An 18,424-nucleotide genomic window follows, 5' to 3' on the forward strand; every position below is an offset into this window, starting at 1 on the left:
CTTCCTCCTCTTAATTATTAGCTTTTTAAGAAAACGCTTTCAAAGTTTCCTTGATTTCAAGATACCATAATTAAACGAACTTTCATTAAAAAAAGATAACATTAAAACAATAAATAGATTATAATTTGATGTATTTTTTTAATAGTTATTTTTTGAACAAACAAAAATGTGAGAATTTTTTTTATTTTGAAACACAGTTCATAACTGAATCGTTCATAAAACCCGTTATAACGAACTGCCTTAGATTTTAAATAGTGATAACTTTTAGATTATAAAATAGTTTTAAATTATTATTGTTCATCAAATCACTTGGATTTTCTTTTGCTTTTATTTCGTTTATCTATGTATTTTTTATTAAAAAAGTGTGAATTTTTATAAAAAAGTACAAAATCATTTGGATGCTAAATAGTTATATTTTTACTTTAATTAAACTTTATTATTTGAGGTGAACTAATACCTTTAATAATTTTCTATCTCCTTTTGAAATGCAAAAAAGCAGATTTTTTAACAAAACCTGCTTCTATCTACATTAATGCCCTATAGACACTATTTATTAAAATGCAACATAGTTTCTTGGATTTTCAAATCCTGACCATAATGCGGAACTAATACCAAAGTGTAAATGTGAACCTGTAGAATAACCTGTTGTTCCAACATTACCGATATGGGTTAATTGACCCACTTGTTGTCCAGTATAAGTATTGATACTGCTTAGATGGAAATAATACGTGTATTGACCATTTTGATGTTTAATAATCACATAATTACCAGCCGAGTAATGGAAACCTGCTTCTACTACTGTTCCTGATTTAACAGCATAAACTGGTGTTCCTGACGCGACAGCTAAGTCGATCCCATCATGTTGTGTTCCTGACATACCTGTTGGGTCTTGACGATAACCAAACTCACTTGAAACAGGTGCACCTGGCATATTTAATGGGTGAGCATAACCTGTTGTCGAAGCATTTGCTTTAGCGCCCATTTTATTTGATTTATTTACTTTTTTTGCTGATTTATTGCCAGATATTTTAATACTATCCCCAGTATAAATTAGATCCGGGTTAACAATTGATCCATTAAGCTCCATAAGTTGACTTATACTTAATCCATTCTTTATAGCAATGCTTTGTAAATTATCGCCTGCTTTCACTTCATAATTTGTAACTTCCGCAGCGTTTACGACACCTGAAGTAGCAAATAGACATGCAGCCAATACAATGCCCGCAGTTTTAATAACATTTAATTTCTTCATACTAATTAAACCTCCTAAATATCTACTAGTACATATTCTTTATTTTTGACAACGACTATCAGAAATAAAAAATATCATTAGCTGTTCATGGTTCTACTTGATAAATCAAATCTAGAACCGTTTAGTTTCAATAAATTATTCAACGGGTACCCCGATAGGCCACCCATAAAAAAGCGTCAATTGAATAACTCACAAGTTATACTATAACCAAAAAATATGCTTTCATCTGTTCAATTTTAGAAGACACTAAAAAAAATTGAACAGGTATACTATAACCAAATGAAACAAATAATGAACTATATATCAAAAAACGACTAGTAAATAACAAAGGAACAGATATTTGCGCCACTTCGTTCGGGTGTAATATAATGTATTTAGTAGAAAGGAGGGATACAATGACAAACCAATTACTTTCAAAAAAGACGCTTCACTACTTATTTATCATTAATCGTCTACATGCTGAAGATATTTCGATTGAGGTGTTAATGGATGTCTTAAAATGTAGCCGCTCAACTATTCAAACGACAATTGAATCTTTAAATGCTATTTTAGTACCGAGTGAGGTAATTTATTATAATGATGTCTACTCGCTTATAATTCCGGTCAACGATTCGTTTGATCATTGTATTGCCAAAATCCTTGATGATAGCTTTGAACTAACGTTACTTGAAAAAATATTTTTCGAAGAAGAACATAGTTATTTAACATTAGCCGAACAATTATTCACCAGTGAGTCCACCATCCGTCGCACAATTAGCTCCTTGAATCAGGCATTAGAACCTTTTGATATACAAATTAAAACGCGTCCTATCCGCATCATTGGCAATGAACGACTAATTCGCATTTTATATTTCCGCCTATTCATTGAAAAGTACGGCGTTTACCGTGTGCCATTTGATGAAAGCAATATAACATTTATCAAACAGTTTTATCATCTAAAAATACCATTTATCAATCGTGGGAAAAACCTGCAAGCTGAAAAAAACTTCACCTTATTCTCATTAGTTGGTTTACAACGTGAAAAAAATCAGCACTCGGTAGATGTTAAAGCAAAAAACACCATCGTCAAGTTACTCGTTAATTGGATGGATAAAATTCCTTTTTGGGGGATAAATAAGCTTGCTAAAACCCAATCAAAAGACACTATGACTTTTTTGTCAAACGTCTTCTATCTTTATTTGACCGACGATTTTTTCGCTGTTAACGATGATTTATCTACCAAAACAAAACGAAACAAACTCGGAAAAATAGAAAAATTTACAACACACGTTTTGGTAGAATTAAATATCACCGTTTCAACTAAGTTAAAAGCTATTCTCGTTCGCGATATTTATGATGCTAACTATGGATTTTTATCACTTAAAGATACTTGGGTAAATTTAACAATGAATAACAATGAATATAATAATTTTTATACCTATAATCAAACACTACTTGATAAAGAAATAATTCAAAAAAACATAGTCGAATTCCTTGGTGAAACACAGTTACAGTATTTACCTACGACCTACTTTTTGATGCAAACGAGACTATTTAATCATAGTCAAGCAACGATTATTCACCCTAATATTGGTGTCTTCATCGATTTCGATAAAGAGTTCAATGATTATCTTTATAATGAGCTTGCTAAAGTGATGCCCGCTCATTTTCAATTAATCAACTTAGCCGATAAAAAATATCAAGAACAAGCGGATAAACTAGCAAACATCGACCTACTCGTGACGAATATTTTTAATAGTCAAACAATTGCAGAAGAAAAAATTTACCGAGTTTCGAGATTTTTCTCTGAGGATGAATTAATGAAAATTTCTAATTGGGCAGCGGAGCAATTGAGCTTAAATAAAAAAATAATAGAGGAAAAGATAAAATAATCATCTTTTCCTCTATTTGTTATTTTAGTATCTAAATTCTAAATTACTTTTGATTCAGGATATAATAAGTCTAATACATTTTGGGTTAACCTGCGACCTTTTCCTTGATAAGGGAAACAGTGCATATGCATCGCGGGGTTGAAGTTCGCTTCTATAATACCGTAAGCATTTTTTGATTCAAATGGATTTACCTCTTTATCTGGAATAATTAAATCAATCCCGCAAATAACAGCACCTAAACTTAAAACAGCCTGCTCTGCGATAGTTTTATAATGGGATGATATTTCATCCGTCATGTCAATGCTATCTCCGCCTGTGCTAACATTTGAGTTTTCTCGTAAGTAGGCCACTTGACCTTCTTCTAATATAGAATGGATTGTTAATCCTTGTTCCTTCAGCATCAAACGTTCAATCTCTCCTAATTGAATCAACTCTAGTGGTGAACGATGATGTGTGCCACGCAATGGATCTTGATTTTTTTTCTTTACTAACTCCTCAACGGTCGATTGACCATCACCCATCACATTCGCTGGAACACGTAACATAACACCTTGCGTCTTCCCATCAATCACAAAGAAACGATATTCAGTTCCCGGTAAGAACTCTTCTACCAACACATCCGTATCCTCTTTAAACGCGATAGCTAACGCTTCTTCATAGTCTTCTTGGCTTGCACCTTCTTTAAAAATGCTGATGCCTAGCCCATAGTTCGTTGACTTGGGTTTAACCACAAAACCAGTCTTTGCAATTTCTGGATAAATAAGACGCGCACGTTCAAGAGATTGAAACTCATAACCTAATGGGACACGAAAACCTGCTTCATTCAATACCTTCTTCGTCACAATTTTATTCGCCATCATTAATGGGACAACGTAATTGTCTTTACTTGTCATATTGGCATTTTTTACATATTCAACTTTTCCGTTAAAAGTTAACTTGATAAACTGATCTGAACGATCAATCACTTCAACTTCTACACCACGCTGTAAACTATCAAAGATCATAATTTGCGTTGAAAGTTCCATATCCCTGAAGCCTTCCAACTGATAGATTTTCTCCCAAGCTTTGTCATAATACTCTTTAGCATAGACAACCGCAAATTCATGTTGTGTTAACTGTTCTTCTTCAAACATAGTCAACATTTGAGCTGCAATGGTTTTTCGCGTATCATTTAGCAATTCTTCCGCCTTATCAACTAAGTAATACCAATTAGCAGAGGCATTAATTTCATCGAGCATTTGTCTCATACCTGCAATCACCCCTAAGCCTTCCGTTAAATAATTTGTCATATTCAAAGGATTTTCAAGGGCAACTTCATTGTTGAGCTGTGTTCCTACTTTTAATAACTCATCTGCATTATCAGTTCGATTGTCTAACCACAACATATACATTAAGAAGATATGAAGAAACTCTACTTGATCTTCTGTAATTCCATATGGTGCGAATGGGTTATTATCAATATTACGAATTTCAATATATTGAATACCAGCATTTTTCAAGTCTGCCATGGTCTTACCACCGCGTAAACGTACAGGTGAATAAAACTCTTTTTCTTCCGATAACTTCCCTTGTTCAATTAAATCTGCAATATCTTGTTCATAGCGCTCTAATGTCTCATAAGAAACAAAAACATCATCATGGTTTGTGTAACCAAACTTACTATTGCGAATACTTCTAACCGGCTCATCAGGTTTTTCTTCATCTTCACTAAAATAGCCGGCTTCACTAATAGGCGCAGCACCGAATAGATACGTAATTAGCCAACGATAGCGCAAATAATTACGTGATACTTTTAGATATAGAGCAGTCTTAAATTGGCTTAGCGTTTGATATTCGGATTGCTCTTCAAAAAGTTTTTCAATAAATTGTTTATTAAATTCAAAATTATAATGAATGCCACTTACCATTTGCTTACGTTTGCCATAAGATTTTGCTAAATAACGACGATACAAAACATCTTCAAATTTTTCAAGCTTCGCAATGATAATATCCTCATCTTTCTCTGGCAATATTGGTGGCATACTTAATGGCCATAACATTTCCTCTTGCTTCATCGAACGTAAGACGACTTCATGTAACGCACCTAAATAAGACACCACATCATGCTCATTTTCGAATACTGGCGTAATTAATTCAACCTGTGTTTCACTAAAATCAGTTTGAATATTAGGGTGATATTTTCGAGCTCCTAAGGTTTTAGGATGATCTGTCGCAGCTAACTCACCTGCTAATGTTACACGTTGACTTTCTTTTTCTAAACCAATACGTAATTTTTTAAACCATTCTTGGTTATTATTTTGTATTATTAAGTCTTTAATTGACTGCATATTATTTCACCTCAGCGTAAACTTTAATCAATTCATTATACCATTATTAAATAGTTATTTCCTTGACGGAGTCTTATTTATCAAGTTTTTAGACAAAAAAAAGAACTAGTAAATTACTAGTTCTAAACTCCGGCAGTAGGACTCGAACCTACGACATCATGATTAACAGTCATGCGCTACTACCAACTGAGCTATGCCGGATTATGCGTGGCGACGTCCTACTCTCACAGGGGGAAACCCCCAACTACAATCGGCGCTAAGAAGCTTAACTTCTGTGTTCGACATGGGAACAGGTGTATCCTTCTCGCTATCGCCACCACACTATTTAATTGAATGAATTCCTTCACTCAAAACTGGATTGAAACAAAACTTTACTTTCCGAAATACAATTTTTTGGTTAAGTCCTCGACCGATTAGTATTGGTCCGCTGAATACATCGCTGTACTTACACTTCCAACCTATCTACCTGATCGTCTCTCAGGGGTCTTACTTTCTTAAAGAAATGGGAAATCTCATCTTGAGGGGGGCTTCACGCTTAGATGCTTTCAGCGTTTATCCCTTCCACACGTAGCTACCCAGCTATGCCCTTGGCAGAACAACTGGTACACCAGCGGTGTGTCCATCCCGGTCCTCTCGTACTAAGGACAGCTCCTCTCAAATTTCCAACGCCCGCGACGGATAGGGACCGAACTGTCTCACGACGTTCTGAACCCAGCTCGCGTGCCGCTTTAATGGGCGAACAGCCCAACCCTTGGGACCGACTACAGCCCCAGGATGCGACGAGCCGACATCGAGGTGCCAAACCTCCCCGTCGATGTGGACTCTTGGGGGAGATAAGCCTGTTATCCCCAGGGTAGCTTTTATCCGTTGAGCGATGGCCCTTCCATGCGGAACCACCGGATCACTAAGCCCGACTTTCGTCCCTGCTCGACTTGTAGGTCTCGCAGTCAAGCTCCCTTCTGCCTTTGCACTCTTCGAATGATTTCCAACCATTCTGAGGGAACCTTTGGGCGCCTCCGTTACCTTTTAGGAGGCGACCGCCCCAGTCAAACTGCCCATCTGACTCTGTCTCCCGCCACGATTAGTGGCGCGGGTTAGAATGGTCATAACACAAGGGTAGTATCCCACCATTGCCTCCTTCGATACTGGCGTACCGAGCTCTACGGCTCCTACCTATCCTGTACATGTGTTACAAACATTCAAAATCAAACTACAGTAAAGCTCCATGGGGTCTTTCCGTCCTGTCGCGGGTAACCTGCATCTTCACAGGTACTAAAATTTCACCGAGTCTCTCGTTGAGACAGTGCCCAAATCGTTACGCCTTTCGTGCGGGTCGGAACTTACCCGACAAGGAATTTCGCTACCTTAGGACCGTTATAGTTACGGCCGCCGTTTACTGGGGCTTCAATTCTGAGCTTCGCATACGCTAACCCATCCTCTTAACCTTCCAGCACCGGGCAGGCGTCAGCCCCTATACGTCATCTTTCGATTTTGCAGAGACCTGTGTTTTTGATAAACAGTCGCTTGGGCCTATTCACTGCGGCTGAGCTTGCGCTCAGCACCCCTTCTCCCGAAGTTACGGGGTCATTTTGCCGAGTTCCTTAACGAGAGTTCACTCGCTCACCTTAGGATACTCTCCTCGACTACCTGTGTCGGTTTGCGGTACGGGCAGTTATATTCTCACTAGAAGTTTTTCTTGGCAGTGTGATGTCAGTGACTTCGGTACTATTACTTCCCTCCCCATCACAGCTTGTTCTTATAGCGATAAGCATTTGACTCATCACAAAACTCACTGCTTGGCCAGACTCTTCCAATCGTCTGGTTCACCTAACCTCCTGCGTCACTCCCTTGCTCAAACAAATATAACTGGTACAGGAATATCAACCTGTTGTCCATCGCCTACGCCTGTCGGCCTCGGCTTAGGTCCCGACTAACCCTGGGAGGACGAGCCTTCCCCAGGAAACCTTAGTCATACGGTGGACGGGATTCTCACCCGTCTTTCGCTACTCATACCGGCATTCTCACTTCTAAGCGCTCCAGTAGTCCTCACGATCTACCTTCAACGCCCTTAGAACGCTCTCCTACCACTACACCCTAAGGTGTAATCCACAGCTTCGGTAGTATGTTTAGCCCCGGTAAATTTTCGGCGCAGGGTCACTCGACTAGTGAGCTATTACGCACTCTTTAAATGGTGGCTGCTTCTAAGCCAACATCCTAGTTGTTTATGCAACCCCACATCCTTTTCCACTTAACATACATTTTGGGACCTTAGCTGGTGGTCTGGGCTGTTTCCCTTTCGACTACGGATCTTATCACTCGCAGTCTGACTCCCGGATATGAATGAATGGCATTCGGAGTTTATCTGAATTCGGTAACCCGGGATGGGCCCCTAGTCCAAACAGTGCTCTACCTCCATCATTCTCAATTCCGAGGCTAGCCCTAAAGCTATTTCGGAGAGAACCAGCTATCTCCAAGTTCGATTGGAATTTCTCCGCTACCCACACCTCATCCCCGCACTTTTCAACGTGCGTGGGTTCGGTCCTCCAGTGCGTTTTACCGCACCTTCAACCTGGATATGGGTAGATCACATGGTTTCGGGTCTACGACTACGTACTAATTCGCCCTATTCAGACTCGCTTTCGCTACGGCTCCGACTCTTCATCTTAACCTCGCACGCAATCGTAACTCGCCGGTTCATTCTACAAAAGGCACGCTATCACCCATTAACGGGCTCTAACTTGTTGTAGGCACACGGTTTCAGGTTCTATTTCACTCCCCTCCCGGGGTGCTTTTCACCTTTCCCTCACGGTACTGGTTCACTATCGGTCACTAGAGAGTATTTAGCCTTGGGAGATGGTCCTCCCGGATTCCGACGGAATTTCACGTGTTCCGCCGTACTCAGGATACTCATAGGTGTGTGACTAGTTTCGTTTACGGGGCTTTCACCCTTTTCAGCTGACCTTTCCAGGTCGATTCAACTACTACTCACAGCTACCACAGCTGAGTCCTACAACCCCAACGAGCAAGCTCGTTGGTTTGGGCTGTTTCCGTTTCGCTCGCCGCTACTAAGGAAATCGATTTTTCTTTCTCTTCCTGCAGGTACTTAGATGTTTCAGTTCTCTGCGTCTCACCCTCACTAACCTATGTATTCAGTTAGGAGTAACAGCCTATAAAAGCTGCTGGGTTGCCCCATTCGGAAATCTCTGGATCATAGCTTACGTACAGCTCCCCAAAGCTTATCGGAGTTAGTCCCGTCCTTCATCGTCTTCTAGTGCCAAGGCATCCACCGTGCGCCCTTATTCACTTAACCTTATTTGCTACCACTTTCGTGCTAGACTCTTGATTTCCACCAACTAGCGATAGTCAGCTCCATCAACCCTATGTTTTAGCTATTGAACTTTGTTTATTAACTCGTTTCAACGCGGTGTTTTCGGTTTGTTTTAATTTTGTTTCAATATCCAGTTTTCAATGAACGAATTCAGGTAACTAAGTTACCTATGGAGCCTAGCGGGATCGAACCGCTGACCTCCTGCGTGCAAGGCAGGCGCTCTCCCAGCTGAGCTAAGGCCCCTCTTTAATTAGAGAGTAAACCTCTCAAAACTGACAATGAATAATCCTAACCTGTGTATTCCGTAATATTCCTTAGAAAGGAGGTGATCCAGCCGCACCTTCCGATACGGCTACCTTGTTACGACTTCACCCCAGTTATCTATCCCACCTTAGGCGGCTGGCTCCTAAAAGGTTACCTCACCGACTTTGGGTGTTACAAACTCCCGTGGTGTGACGGGCGGTGTGTACAAGGCCCGGGAACGTATTCACCGCGGCGTTCTGATCCGCGATTACTAGCGATTCCGGCTTCATGTAGGCGAGTTGCAGCCTACAATCCGAACTGAGAACAGCTTTAAGAGATTAGCTTGACCTCGCGGTCTCGCGACTCGTTGTACTGTCCATTGTAGCACGTGTGTAGCCCAGGTCATAAGGGGCATGATGATTTGACGTCATCCCCACCTTCCTCCGGTTTGTCACCGGCAGTCTTGCTAGAGTGCCCAACTTAATGATGGCAACTAACAATAAGGGTTGCGCTCGTTGCGGGACTTAACCCAACATCTCACGACACGAGCTGACGACAACCATGCACCACCTGTCACTTTGTCCCCGAAGGGAAAGTTCTATCTCTAGAATGGTCAAAGGATGTCAAGACCTGGTAAGGTTCTTCGCGTTGCTTCGAATTAAACCACATGCTCCACCGCTTGTGCGGGCCCCCGTCAATTCCTTTGAGTTTCAGTCTTGCGACCGTACTCCCCAGGCGGAGTGCTTAATGCGTTAGCTGCAGCACTGAAGGGCGGAAACCCTCCAACACTTAGCACTCATCGTTTACGGCGTGGACTACCAGGGTATCTAATCCTGTTTGCTCCCCACGCTTTCGAGCCTCAGCGTCAGTTACAGACCAGAGAGTCGCCTTCGCCACTGGTGTTCCTCCATATATCTACGCATTTCACCGCTACACATGGAATTCCACTCTCCTCTTCTGCACTCAAGTTCCCCAGTTTCCAATGACCTTCCTCGGTTGAGCCGAGGGCTTTCACATCAGACTTAAGAAACCGCCTGCGCTCGCTTTACGCCCAATAAATCCGGACAACGCTTGCCACCTACGTATTACCGCGGCTGCTGGCACGTAGTTAGCCGTGGCTTTCTGGTTAGATACCGTCAAGGCGTGAACAGTTACTCTCACGCTTGTTCTTCTCTAACAACAGAGTTTTACGATCCGAAAACCTTCTTCACTCACGCGGCGTTGCTCGGTCAGACTTTCGTCCATTGCCGAAGATTCCCTACTGCTGCCTCCCGTAGGAGTCTGGGCCGTGTCTCAGTCCCAGTGTGGCCGATCACCCTCTCAGGTCGGCTATGCATCATGGCCTTGGTGAGCCGTTACCTCACCAACTAGCTAATGCAGCGCGGGTCTATCCATCAGCGACACCCGAAAGCGCCTTTCATCATTCGACCATGCGGTCAAAAGAATTATGCGGTATTAGCACCTGTTTCCAAGTGTTATCCCCCTCTGATGGGCAAGTTACCCACGTGTTACTCACCCGTCCGCCACTCATTTTGTTTCGGTGGAGCAAGCTCCGGTGAAACAAAATGCGTTCGACTTGCATGTATTAGGCACGCCGCCAGCGTTCGTCCTGAGCCAGGATCAAACTCTCAATAATATAAGTGGTTCACAGCAAAGCTGATGTACCACTATAGCTAGAAACTTGTTTCTAGCATCTTATGAGTTTTAGCTCATTTATGTTTGCTAGCGAATTACTTCACTAAAATTTAAAAATTGTTTGGTTTTGTTTTACATTTTGTAAAACACCCTACACATTTGGTTTGTCTTATTCATTGTTCAGTTTTCAAAGGTCTACTTTTTAAGTCGTTGTCTTTTGTGACAACTATTATATAATAACAAATGAAGTTGATTTTGTCAACAACTTATTACTATTTTTTTAATTAATTAGAAGTGTTGATTTCTAACAACTGTTAATATAATAGCACACACTGTTGACTTGGTCAACTATAACCATTAAAAAAAGCAAGACGAAAATTCGTCTTGCTTTAACTCAAAATCTCAAGCTTATTTAGCTGATCTACTTTCAGCTGTTACGCCAATGTTAAACCACATATCTTGAGGTAAGTTGTTTGATGACCAATCAACACCTGTTACACGTGTATTAACTGGTAATACTTCGTTACGATATAAAGTTGGAATCACAAACGCTTCTTCAGCTGCATATTGTTGCCATGCATCGAATGCTTCTTTACGTTTTTCTGGATCAAATGATGCATTTGAATCGATAGCTGCTAATAATTTATCATTTTCTTCGCTAGCGAAACGCGTATAGTTATATTGAGCCGTTCTTCCATATAAGCCTGATGGACTTGGATCAGTACCAGTTCCCCATGCTCCTTGGAAGACATCAATTTCTTGATCATCATTTTTTAATTTGTCATAGAATGATTGGAAATCAATTAAGCGACCTGTAGATAGTTCTACATTCAAACCAATTTCTTTCCATGATTGAACGTAGTAATCAGCTAATGGTTGAGCTGTTTCTCCACCGTCCATAGAAGCGAATTTAATCACTAATGGTTGTCCATCTTTATCTTCAATAAACCCATCGCCATCAACATCTTTGAAGCCAGCGTCTGCTAATAATTCTTTCGCTTTATCTTTGTTTTCAGTAAAGCCTTCGATTGTTGTGTCATGTAACGTACCAAATACTGGTGGAATTAATGTTGTCGCATTAGAACGTAAACCGTTGTAGAATTTCTCGCCTACTTGGTCATTGTTTACTGCATAACCCATTGCTTGACGTAATGATTTGTCAGCCATTTTAGCGTTAGGATCAGTTACTACTTCATTTTTCTCATTATCCCATTTACCTAGTTTGAAACCAATGTAAGTGTAAGATAACTCTTCACGACCTAATACTTCATAACCTTCTGTATCTTTGTAGTTAGGATAAGTATCTGTTGCCATTTTAATCATCATGTCATATTTAGATGCACGCATTGCTTCGATAGATGAAGCTGATGGTACAACTGTAAAGACTAATTTGTCTAAAGCAGGTTTGCCTTTGTAATAATATTCATTTGGTGTAAATGTTACAGATTCACCAGCAACGATTTTAGACATTTTGTATGGTCCAAATGTTACAGGATTACGACGTACAGCATCTGCTTTTTCTAAGTCTTTAATTGCAACATCTTTTAACGCATGTTTAGGTGCAGCATAATTCCAAATACCTCCACCTAATTGTTGCATACCTGGGTTCACTTCTTTATAAGTGATTTCGATTGTTTTATCATCGATTTTTTTAATACCTGAGATAGTGTCTGATTTTCCATTATGGTAATCTTCCATCCCAACAATGTTCGTCATTGTTGTGTCGTAACGAACACCTGTGTAATCTTTGTGTCCAATGATTTCGTATGGATAAATTAAATCTTCAGCTGTTACAGGTTCACCGTCTGACCATTTTAAATCTTCTTGAATTTTAATCGTAGCTTTGTTAGCTTCTTGATCTAAATCTAATGAAGCAACACCGTCATTTGTGATTACAAAGTCTTCATCTGAAGTGAAAATTGAGCCATGTGAAGGTGCCATGAATTCAGCATCATAACTATCTTCATATAATTCCCATAAGAATAAGCCTTTAAATTGCGTGTCCATTACAACAGCAACTTCCATCGTTTGACCTTCTAGTGCTTTTTCTTGATTTTCACTTTTAACTGGTAGAGTAGTAATATCCACACCTTCTGATGACTCTTTGTCTTTACCATTGTCTTTGTTGCCACCACAAGCTACTAATAAAGTAGTTGCAGTCACCATTGTTAAGCCTGCTAATAAATGTTTTTTCTTCAAGTTTGTTTCCCCCTATTTTTTTACCCTAATCGTTGACGTGCATCTGCCGAACGTTTGAACGCTTGTCCTACATAGTTAATAGCTAACATCATTACTAAAATTAATAATGACGCTGGTAACCAAATCCATAACATGTTAGATAAAACATCACCGTTACGTGCATATGCAATCAATGTTCCTAAACTTGGATCACTCGCTGGTAACCCGAACCCTAAGAACGTTAAGGTTGTTTCAATCCCAATATTTGCTGCAAAGTTCATCGTTAAATTGGTAATAATTAATGAGCTTAAGTTAGGCATTAATTCTCGGAACATGACTTTGAAATCACTTGTTCCTAATGTTTTAGATGCGCTAATATAGTCTCTTCTTGATTCTGATAATGTCTTAGAACGGAATAGACGAGCTTTACCTACCCAATAGAATAAACACATGATCGCAATAAACGACCAAACGTTAAATTTAGGTACGATCGTTACAAATACAATGATTAACATCTGTGTTGGTAAAATCATAACGAAATCGACAATACGCATTAAAATGTTATCAATAGCACCACCGTAGTAACCAGCAACAATCCCTAAACCTACCCCGATAATTGAGGTAATCAATGTAATCGCAAAACCGATCCAAATTGAGTTACGTGCCCCGATAATTAATTGACCTAATACATCACGACCACCTTCATCTGCCCCTAGCAGATAAGTCATTCCTTTAGTATCACTATATGTACCCGGTCTCGCATACTTATCAAAAATACTTACATACATTACTTTATCTTTATCGACAATAAATGATCCGATAAATACAAATAGTAGAATTGCTACTAATAAAACTAGTGAAAACATCGCTAATTTATCTTTTTTAAATTCACGCGCAATCATACGGAAGCCCATTGGTGGGATACTTTCCACGACTGCTGTATCTTTTTTTACATCTTCTGACATATTATTTACCACCTTTCCTTTTATTTTGATCTATTGAATACGAATTCTTGGGTCCACGATACTCATGATAATATCAGATAGTAACGTCCCAATTAATGTCATAATACCTAGTATCAAAATCAAGGCAGTGATTACTGTGTAGTCACGTTGTAATAATGAATCGATAAATAATTTACCAATCCCTGGATAAGCAAAAATTTGCTCAATTACAACCGAACCACTGATTAAACCAGTAATTTCATAACCTAATTGTGAAGCAATCGGTAATGAAGCATTACGGAAAATATGACGAGTATAAACTTTATTCGTTGGTACCCCTTTAGAACGAGCAGTTCTTACATAATCTAAGTTTTGAGAATCAATTACTTCACTACGTAAATACTGAATCGTTACAGCTGTTCCTAGTAAGGCTTGACTTAGTGCTGGTAAAATTAAATGATGTAATTTATCCCAGAAATAAGCCATCGTTCCTGGCTCAACATTAGCTGAAACAGAACCTGTCGTTGGGAACCAATCTAAGCGGTAACCAAAAATAAATAGCATTAATAAGGCGAAGATAAAGACTGGAATCGCAAAACTTACGAAGTTGTAAATAACAACGCCTTTATCAAACCATGAGTTTTGGAAACGACCTGCAAATAATCCTAATGGTAACGCAATAAGATAAGTTAAAATAACTGTTATAATTGATAACCAAATAGTATTGACAGCACGTTGACCGATAATCTCAGCAACTGGCATTTTGTATAAGAAACTTGTACCAAAATCACCTTGTAAAGCATTTCCTACCCAACGGAAGTACTGAGTGTACCATGGGTCATTTAAACCAGCTTGTTCACGAAGTGCCTCGATGGCAGCTGGGTCCATGTTTGGATTAATTAAACCGGTAAATGGATCTCCTGGCATTGCTTGAGCAAGTAAGAAGATGAAAACACTTAAAATAATGACTTGTGGAATCATTAAAAGAACACGACGTAGTATTGTTTTCCACATAATTATTTCTCCTCGCTTTCTCTATGAATAACTGCCGCTTTATGCGTTGATGAAATTTCTTGTAAGTCGTATACACGTCCATTTTCATCATAATAATCAGTCATCAATGTTTGATATTCTTTTTCCACTTCACGACGTTGTGCTTTATGCAATTCACGATTTTCAACATCAATTTTTGGAATGGCAGATAGCAAACGCTTCGTATAAATATGTTGTGGGTTGTTATAAATATCTTCGCGAGTTCCAACTTCAACAAAGCGACCTTTGTTCATAATAGCTAAATTATCACACATGTATTTCACGACACCCAGGTCATGAGAAATAAATAAGTAACTTAAGCCGTATTGTTGTTGGATATGTTTCATAAAGTTTAATACTTGTGCTTGAACTGATAAGTCTAAGGCTGATACCGGTTCGTCAGCTACGATTAATTTAGGATTAGTTGCAACAGCACGTGCGACACCTAAACGCTGACGTTGTCCACCTGAGAACTCATGCGGATATTTGTATAACGCATCTGTTGGCATCCCTACGATGTCTAGCATTTCTTTGACACGTTGCTTTTCTTCTAAGTCTGTTAAGTCTTCGAAGTTGCGAATTGGCTCCGCAATAATATCAATCACACGTTTCTTTGGATTCAAACTTGACATTGAATCTTGGAAAATCATTTGAACATCGCGGTTATAATCCGTCGACTTTCTAACAGAACGTTTCGTTACGTCTTGGTTATTATAAATAATTTGACCATCTGTTACTTTTTCTAAACCAACGACCGCTTTACCAATTGTTGATTTACCAGAGCCTGATTCACCAATTAATCCGTATGTTTTTCCTTTTTCAATGATCATTGTTACACCGTCTACGGCATAAACATGATCCGTTACGCGATTGAAGAAGCCACTTCTAATTGGATAATGAACTTTTAAATCTTCAATTCTTAATAATTCACTCATTATTCTGCTCCTCCCTCATGTTTGAAATGGAAATGCTTATAACAAGTACAGCGAACCAAGTGATCCGGTCCTACTTCATGTAATGTTGGATTCTCTTCATGATCTGATTCAGGAATCCAAGGAATACGTGCTGCAAAACGACAACCTGTTCTAGGCATTTTTGTTAATGAAGGAACGACACCATCAATCACGTGTAATTCTTCATCTGGATTATCTTCTTGAGGAATAGAATTCAATAATGAACGAGTGTATGGATGCATTGGGTTTGCGAATAATTCTGCTACCGGCGCCTGCTCCACAATTTGACCACCGTACATAACCGCTACACGGTCAGCCATTTCGGCTACAACTGAAAGGTCATGCGTAATCATAATGATTCCAGCTTCTGTTTCAGCCTGTAAATCAGTTAATAGATCTAGAATTTGTGCTTGAATGGTAACATCTAGCGCTGTTGTTGGCTCATCCGCAATAATAACGGGTGGCTTACAAGAAATTGCAATCGCAATAATAACACGTTGACGCATACCACCTGATAATTCATGTGGGTATTGACGCGCTACACGTGGAGGATTTGGAATTCCTACTTGTGCTAACAATTCTAATACACGCTCTTCACGTTGTTCTTTATTATAGTCTGTATGATATGATAACGCCTCAGCGATTTGATCACCAATTCTCATCAACGGATTTAAAGCCGATAATGGATCTTGGAAAATCATCCCGATGTCATTACCTCTAATTTTGTTATATAATGTTTCGTTAAATTCCAGCAAGTTCATATCTTTGTATATAACTTGACCTGTTGATTTAGCATTAATCGGATTATGTAATCCCATAATCGTTGTTGCTAATGTACTTTTACCACACCCTGATTCTCCTACAATCGCTAAAATCTCGTTTTTATCGAGTGTTAGAGAAACATCATCGACGGCGTCATAAAATGTATCTTTGATTCTAAATCCAGTATGTAAATTACGGACTTCGAGTAATTGTTCCCCAGTCTTCATAAGATACCCCTCTCCTAAAGCGTGCTTAATACTCTTTTTAAAAATCTGTCAATTTTCTTATAGTAATCAGCATGTTTCTTTTTTATTTTTAATATTCTTCTCAATATTTAATAATTATACTCAAATTATCATGATTTTTCAAGGTATTCTTTCATGTTATTCTCATTTAATAAGGAAAACATGGCAAAAAAAGAAGAGAATATTACGATTGTTCGTTATATTCCCTCCTTGACTTATAATTTTTTTGACTTCTACCACATTCAAACTTTTAGACATAACATCTAAAAAACATTTTGCTTTATAAACTTATTATAGGTTATTTGCGATGTAATCAACAGCCGCACCGACTGTTTCGATTTTTTCAGCATCTTCGTCTGAGATTTCTGTTCCGAATTCATCTTCGATTTCTAAAACAAATTCCATAATCTTGATTGAATCCGCACCTAAATCATCCTTAATACTTAATTCATCAGTGATTTTATCTTCTTCAATATCAAAATGTCTTAAAATGATTGCTGAAACTTTTGCTAATACTTCTTCACGTGTCAAGTTTCTCCACCTCCATCTCATGTTCGCTTAGACTAGTTACACTAGCCTATTTTACTTTTTTTTAATAGATTTGTCTAGCTCTCTATTTTCAGGTTAGGCTTCTATCTCTTTTGCCTTGCTAGCATAGTACTCTACTAAACCATCAGTTACTTTTGTTTCTAACATTGTGTTAATTTGTTTAATCGTGTAGGCAACGGCTTCTGGACCTGTTGAACCATGTGTTTTCACAACGGGTGCTTTTAAGCCGAATAACACTGCTCCACCGTATGCTGAGTAATCTAAACTATTTTTAACGTTTTTCAACGAATCCTTCAATAGTAATGCACCCATTTTCCCTTTGACGCCACTATCCATAATCGAGCCTTTTAAAATCGACATGATACCTAGCGCTGTTCCTTCAATGGTTTTCAATACCGCATTACCAGTGAAACCGTCTGTCACAACGACATCGGCTGCGCCAGTTAATAACTCACGCGCTTCAACGTTCCCAATAAAGTTAATACTTGCTTCATTCGCTAACAATTGATAAGTAGCTTTCGTAAGTTCATTTCCTTTAGTTGCTTCTTCACCATTGTTTAATAAACCGACACGAGGGTTATTAACACCACGAACCTGTTTAGCATAGTGAGTACCCATGATTGCATACTCCACTAAATGTTCCGGTTTATTATCAGCGTTAGCACCTAAGTCCATAAAATCAAAACCTTGTGTGTTTTCACCAAACGTTGGGAGAGTGGTCATCAAGCCTGGACGCTCGATTTGCGGAATACGACCGACTACGAACAAACCTGCAGCTAATAACGCCCCTGTATTACCTGCTGAAAAAACTGCATCGGCTTCGCCGTCTTTCACCGCTTTGGCTGCCAACATCATTGAAGCGTCTTTTTTACGACGAACCGCTTTTACCGGCTCATCATCACTTTCAATTTTCACGTCTGTATGAATGATTGTAACATTCTCCATATCTGTTACGTATTTTTTAATTTCCTCTTCTTTACCGTATAATTGGAATTCGATTGAAGGTAGCTCTTTTTTCGCTAACATTACACCTTCAACGATCGCTTTAGGTGCGTTGTCGCCGCCCATAGCATCTACTGCAATTCTCATATTATCACTCCTTTGG

General features: G+C 39.1%; 10 protein-coding genes, 2 tRNA genes and 3 rRNA genes. 1 reads left to right on the forward strand and 14 read right to left on the reverse strand.

The genetic code is table 11. The annotated features are described in order from the left end of the window. Nucleotides 1-553: 553 nt before the first annotated feature. Complete coding sequence (locus tag FA707_RS06670; protein WP_246032309.1) at nt 554-1,252, reverse strand: LysM peptidoglycan-binding domain-containing M23 family metallopeptidase; 699 nt, start codon at nt 1,250-1,252, stop codon at nt 554-556. 395 nt (nt 1,253-1,647) lie between these two features. On the opposite strand from FA707_RS06670, the gene FA707_RS06675 reads away from it, so the two are divergent. Beyond that, nucleotides 1,648-3,123 (forward strand): helix-turn-helix domain-containing protein, encoded by a 1,476-nt coding sequence (locus FA707_RS06675; protein WP_168177364.1) that lies wholly within the window; start codon nt 1,648-1,650, stop codon nt 3,121-3,123. Between the two features lie 38 nt (nt 3,124-3,161). Here FA707_RS06675 and gshAB read toward each other — a convergent pair whose 3' ends face one another. From gshAB to plsX, 13 genes are all read right to left on the reverse strand, one after another. Beyond that, complete coding sequence (gene gshAB, locus FA707_RS06680; protein WP_136953504.1) at nt 3,162-5,450, reverse strand: bifunctional glutamate--cysteine ligase GshA/glutathione synthetase GshB; 2,289 nt, start codon at nt 5,448-5,450, stop codon at nt 3,162-3,164. A 127-nt stretch (nt 5,451-5,577) separates the two neighbouring features. Further along, nucleotides 5,578-5,651, reverse strand: a tRNA-Asn gene (locus FA707_RS06685). Nucleotides 5,652-5,655: 4 nt separating this feature from the next. After that, nucleotides 5,656-5,771 (reverse strand): 5S ribosomal RNA (rrf, locus tag FA707_RS06690). Between the two features lie 72 nt (nt 5,772-5,843). Then, nucleotides 5,844-8,760: ribosomal RNA gene (locus FA707_RS06695) — 23S ribosomal RNA — on the reverse strand. A gap of 188 nt (nt 8,761-8,948) precedes the next feature. Continuing rightward, nucleotides 8,949-9,021, reverse strand: a tRNA-Ala gene (locus FA707_RS06700). 75 nt (nt 9,022-9,096) lie between these two features. Next, nucleotides 9,097-10,657, reverse strand: a 16S ribosomal RNA gene (locus FA707_RS06705). The 16S, 23S and 5S rRNA genes sit together here with 2 tRNA genes alongside, the layout of an rRNA operon. A gap of 407 nt (nt 10,658-11,064) precedes the next feature. Continuing rightward, complete coding sequence (locus FA707_RS06710; RefSeq protein WP_136954204.1) at nt 11,065-12,822, reverse strand: oligopeptide ABC transporter substrate-binding protein; 1,758 nt, start codon at nt 12,820-12,822, stop codon at nt 11,065-11,067. 53 nt (nt 12,823-12,875) lie between these two features. Beyond that, nucleotides 12,876-13,799 (reverse strand): ABC transporter permease, encoded by a 924-nt coding sequence (locus FA707_RS06715; protein WP_136953505.1) that lies wholly within the window; start codon nt 13,797-13,799, stop codon nt 12,876-12,878. A gap of 30 nt (nt 13,800-13,829) precedes the next feature. Next, the gene (gene opp4B / locus FA707_RS06720; RefSeq protein WP_136953506.1) at nt 13,830-14,792 is read right to left on the reverse strand and encodes an oligopeptide ABC transporter permease; all 963 of its coding nucleotides are present in this window, start codon (nt 14,790-14,792) and stop codon (nt 13,830-13,832) included. Nucleotides 14,793-14,794: 2 nt separating this feature from the next. Beyond that, nucleotides 14,795-15,745, reverse strand: a complete 951-nt coding sequence (locus FA707_RS06725; protein ID WP_136953507.1) for an ATP-binding cassette domain-containing protein — start codon at nt 15,743-15,745, stop codon at nt 14,795-14,797. Further along, nucleotides 15,745-16,752 carry an ABC transporter ATP-binding protein gene (locus FA707_RS06730; RefSeq protein ID WP_136953508.1) on the reverse strand — a complete coding sequence of 336 codons (1,008 nt, stop codon included), beginning with the start codon at nt 16,750-16,752 and terminating at the stop codon, nt 15,745-15,747. Before FA707_RS06730 ends, FA707_RS06725 begins: the two co-directional genes overlap by 1 nt. Before the next feature lie 309 nt (nt 16,753-17,061). Further along, nucleotides 17,062-17,301 carry an acyl carrier protein gene (acpP, locus tag FA707_RS06735; protein ID WP_136953509.1) on the reverse strand — a complete coding sequence of 80 codons (240 nt, stop codon included), beginning with the start codon at nt 17,299-17,301 and terminating at the stop codon, nt 17,062-17,064. Between the two features lie 93 nt (nt 17,302-17,394). After that, nucleotides 17,395-18,408, reverse strand: coding sequence for a phosphate acyltransferase PlsX (plsX, locus tag FA707_RS06740; RefSeq protein WP_136953510.1), 1,014 nt, complete (start codon nt 18,406-18,408; stop codon nt 17,395-17,397). Nucleotides 18,409-18,424: the final 16 nt, after the last annotated feature.

It is taken from the genome of Vagococcus zengguangii, assembly GCF_005145005.1.
Classification (GTDB): Bacteria; Bacillota; Bacilli; order Lactobacillales; family Vagococcaceae; genus Vagococcus_A; species Vagococcus_A zengguangii.

What these genes read in the sequence shown, in the direction of transcription:
- FA707_RS06670 (WP_246032309.1), bottom strand. Translation starts at nt 1,252, where the DNA reads ATGAAGAAATTAAATGTTATTAAAACTGCGGGCATTGTATTGGCTGCA.
- FA707_RS06675 (WP_168177364.1), top strand. Translation starts at nt 1,648, where the DNA reads ATGACAAACCAATTACTTTCAAAAAAGACGCTTCACTACTTATTTATC.
- gshAB (WP_136953504.1), bottom strand. Translation starts at nt 5,450, where the DNA reads ATGCAGTCAATTAAAGACTTAATAATACAAAATAATAACCAAGAATGG.
- FA707_RS06710 (WP_136954204.1), bottom strand. Translation starts at nt 12,822, where the DNA reads ATGGTGACTGCAACTACTTTATTAGTAGCTTGTGGTGGCAACAAAGAC.
- FA707_RS06715 (WP_136953505.1), bottom strand. Translation starts at nt 13,799, where the DNA reads ATGTCAGAAGATGTAAAAAAAGATACAGCAGTCGTGGAAAGTATCCCA.
- opp4B (WP_136953506.1), bottom strand. Translation starts at nt 14,792, where the DNA reads ATGTGGAAAACAATACTACGTCGTGTTCTTTTAATGATTCCACAAGTC.
- FA707_RS06725 (WP_136953507.1), bottom strand. Translation starts at nt 15,745, where the DNA reads ATGAGTGAATTATTAAGAATTGAAGATTTAAAAGTTCATTATCCAATT.
- FA707_RS06730 (WP_136953508.1), bottom strand. Translation starts at nt 16,752, where the DNA reads ATGAAGACTGGGGAACAATTACTCGAAGTCCGTAATTTACATACTGGA.
- plsX (WP_136953510.1), bottom strand. Translation starts at nt 18,408, where the DNA reads ATGAGAATTGCAGTAGATGCTATGGGCGGCGACAACGCACCTAAAGCG.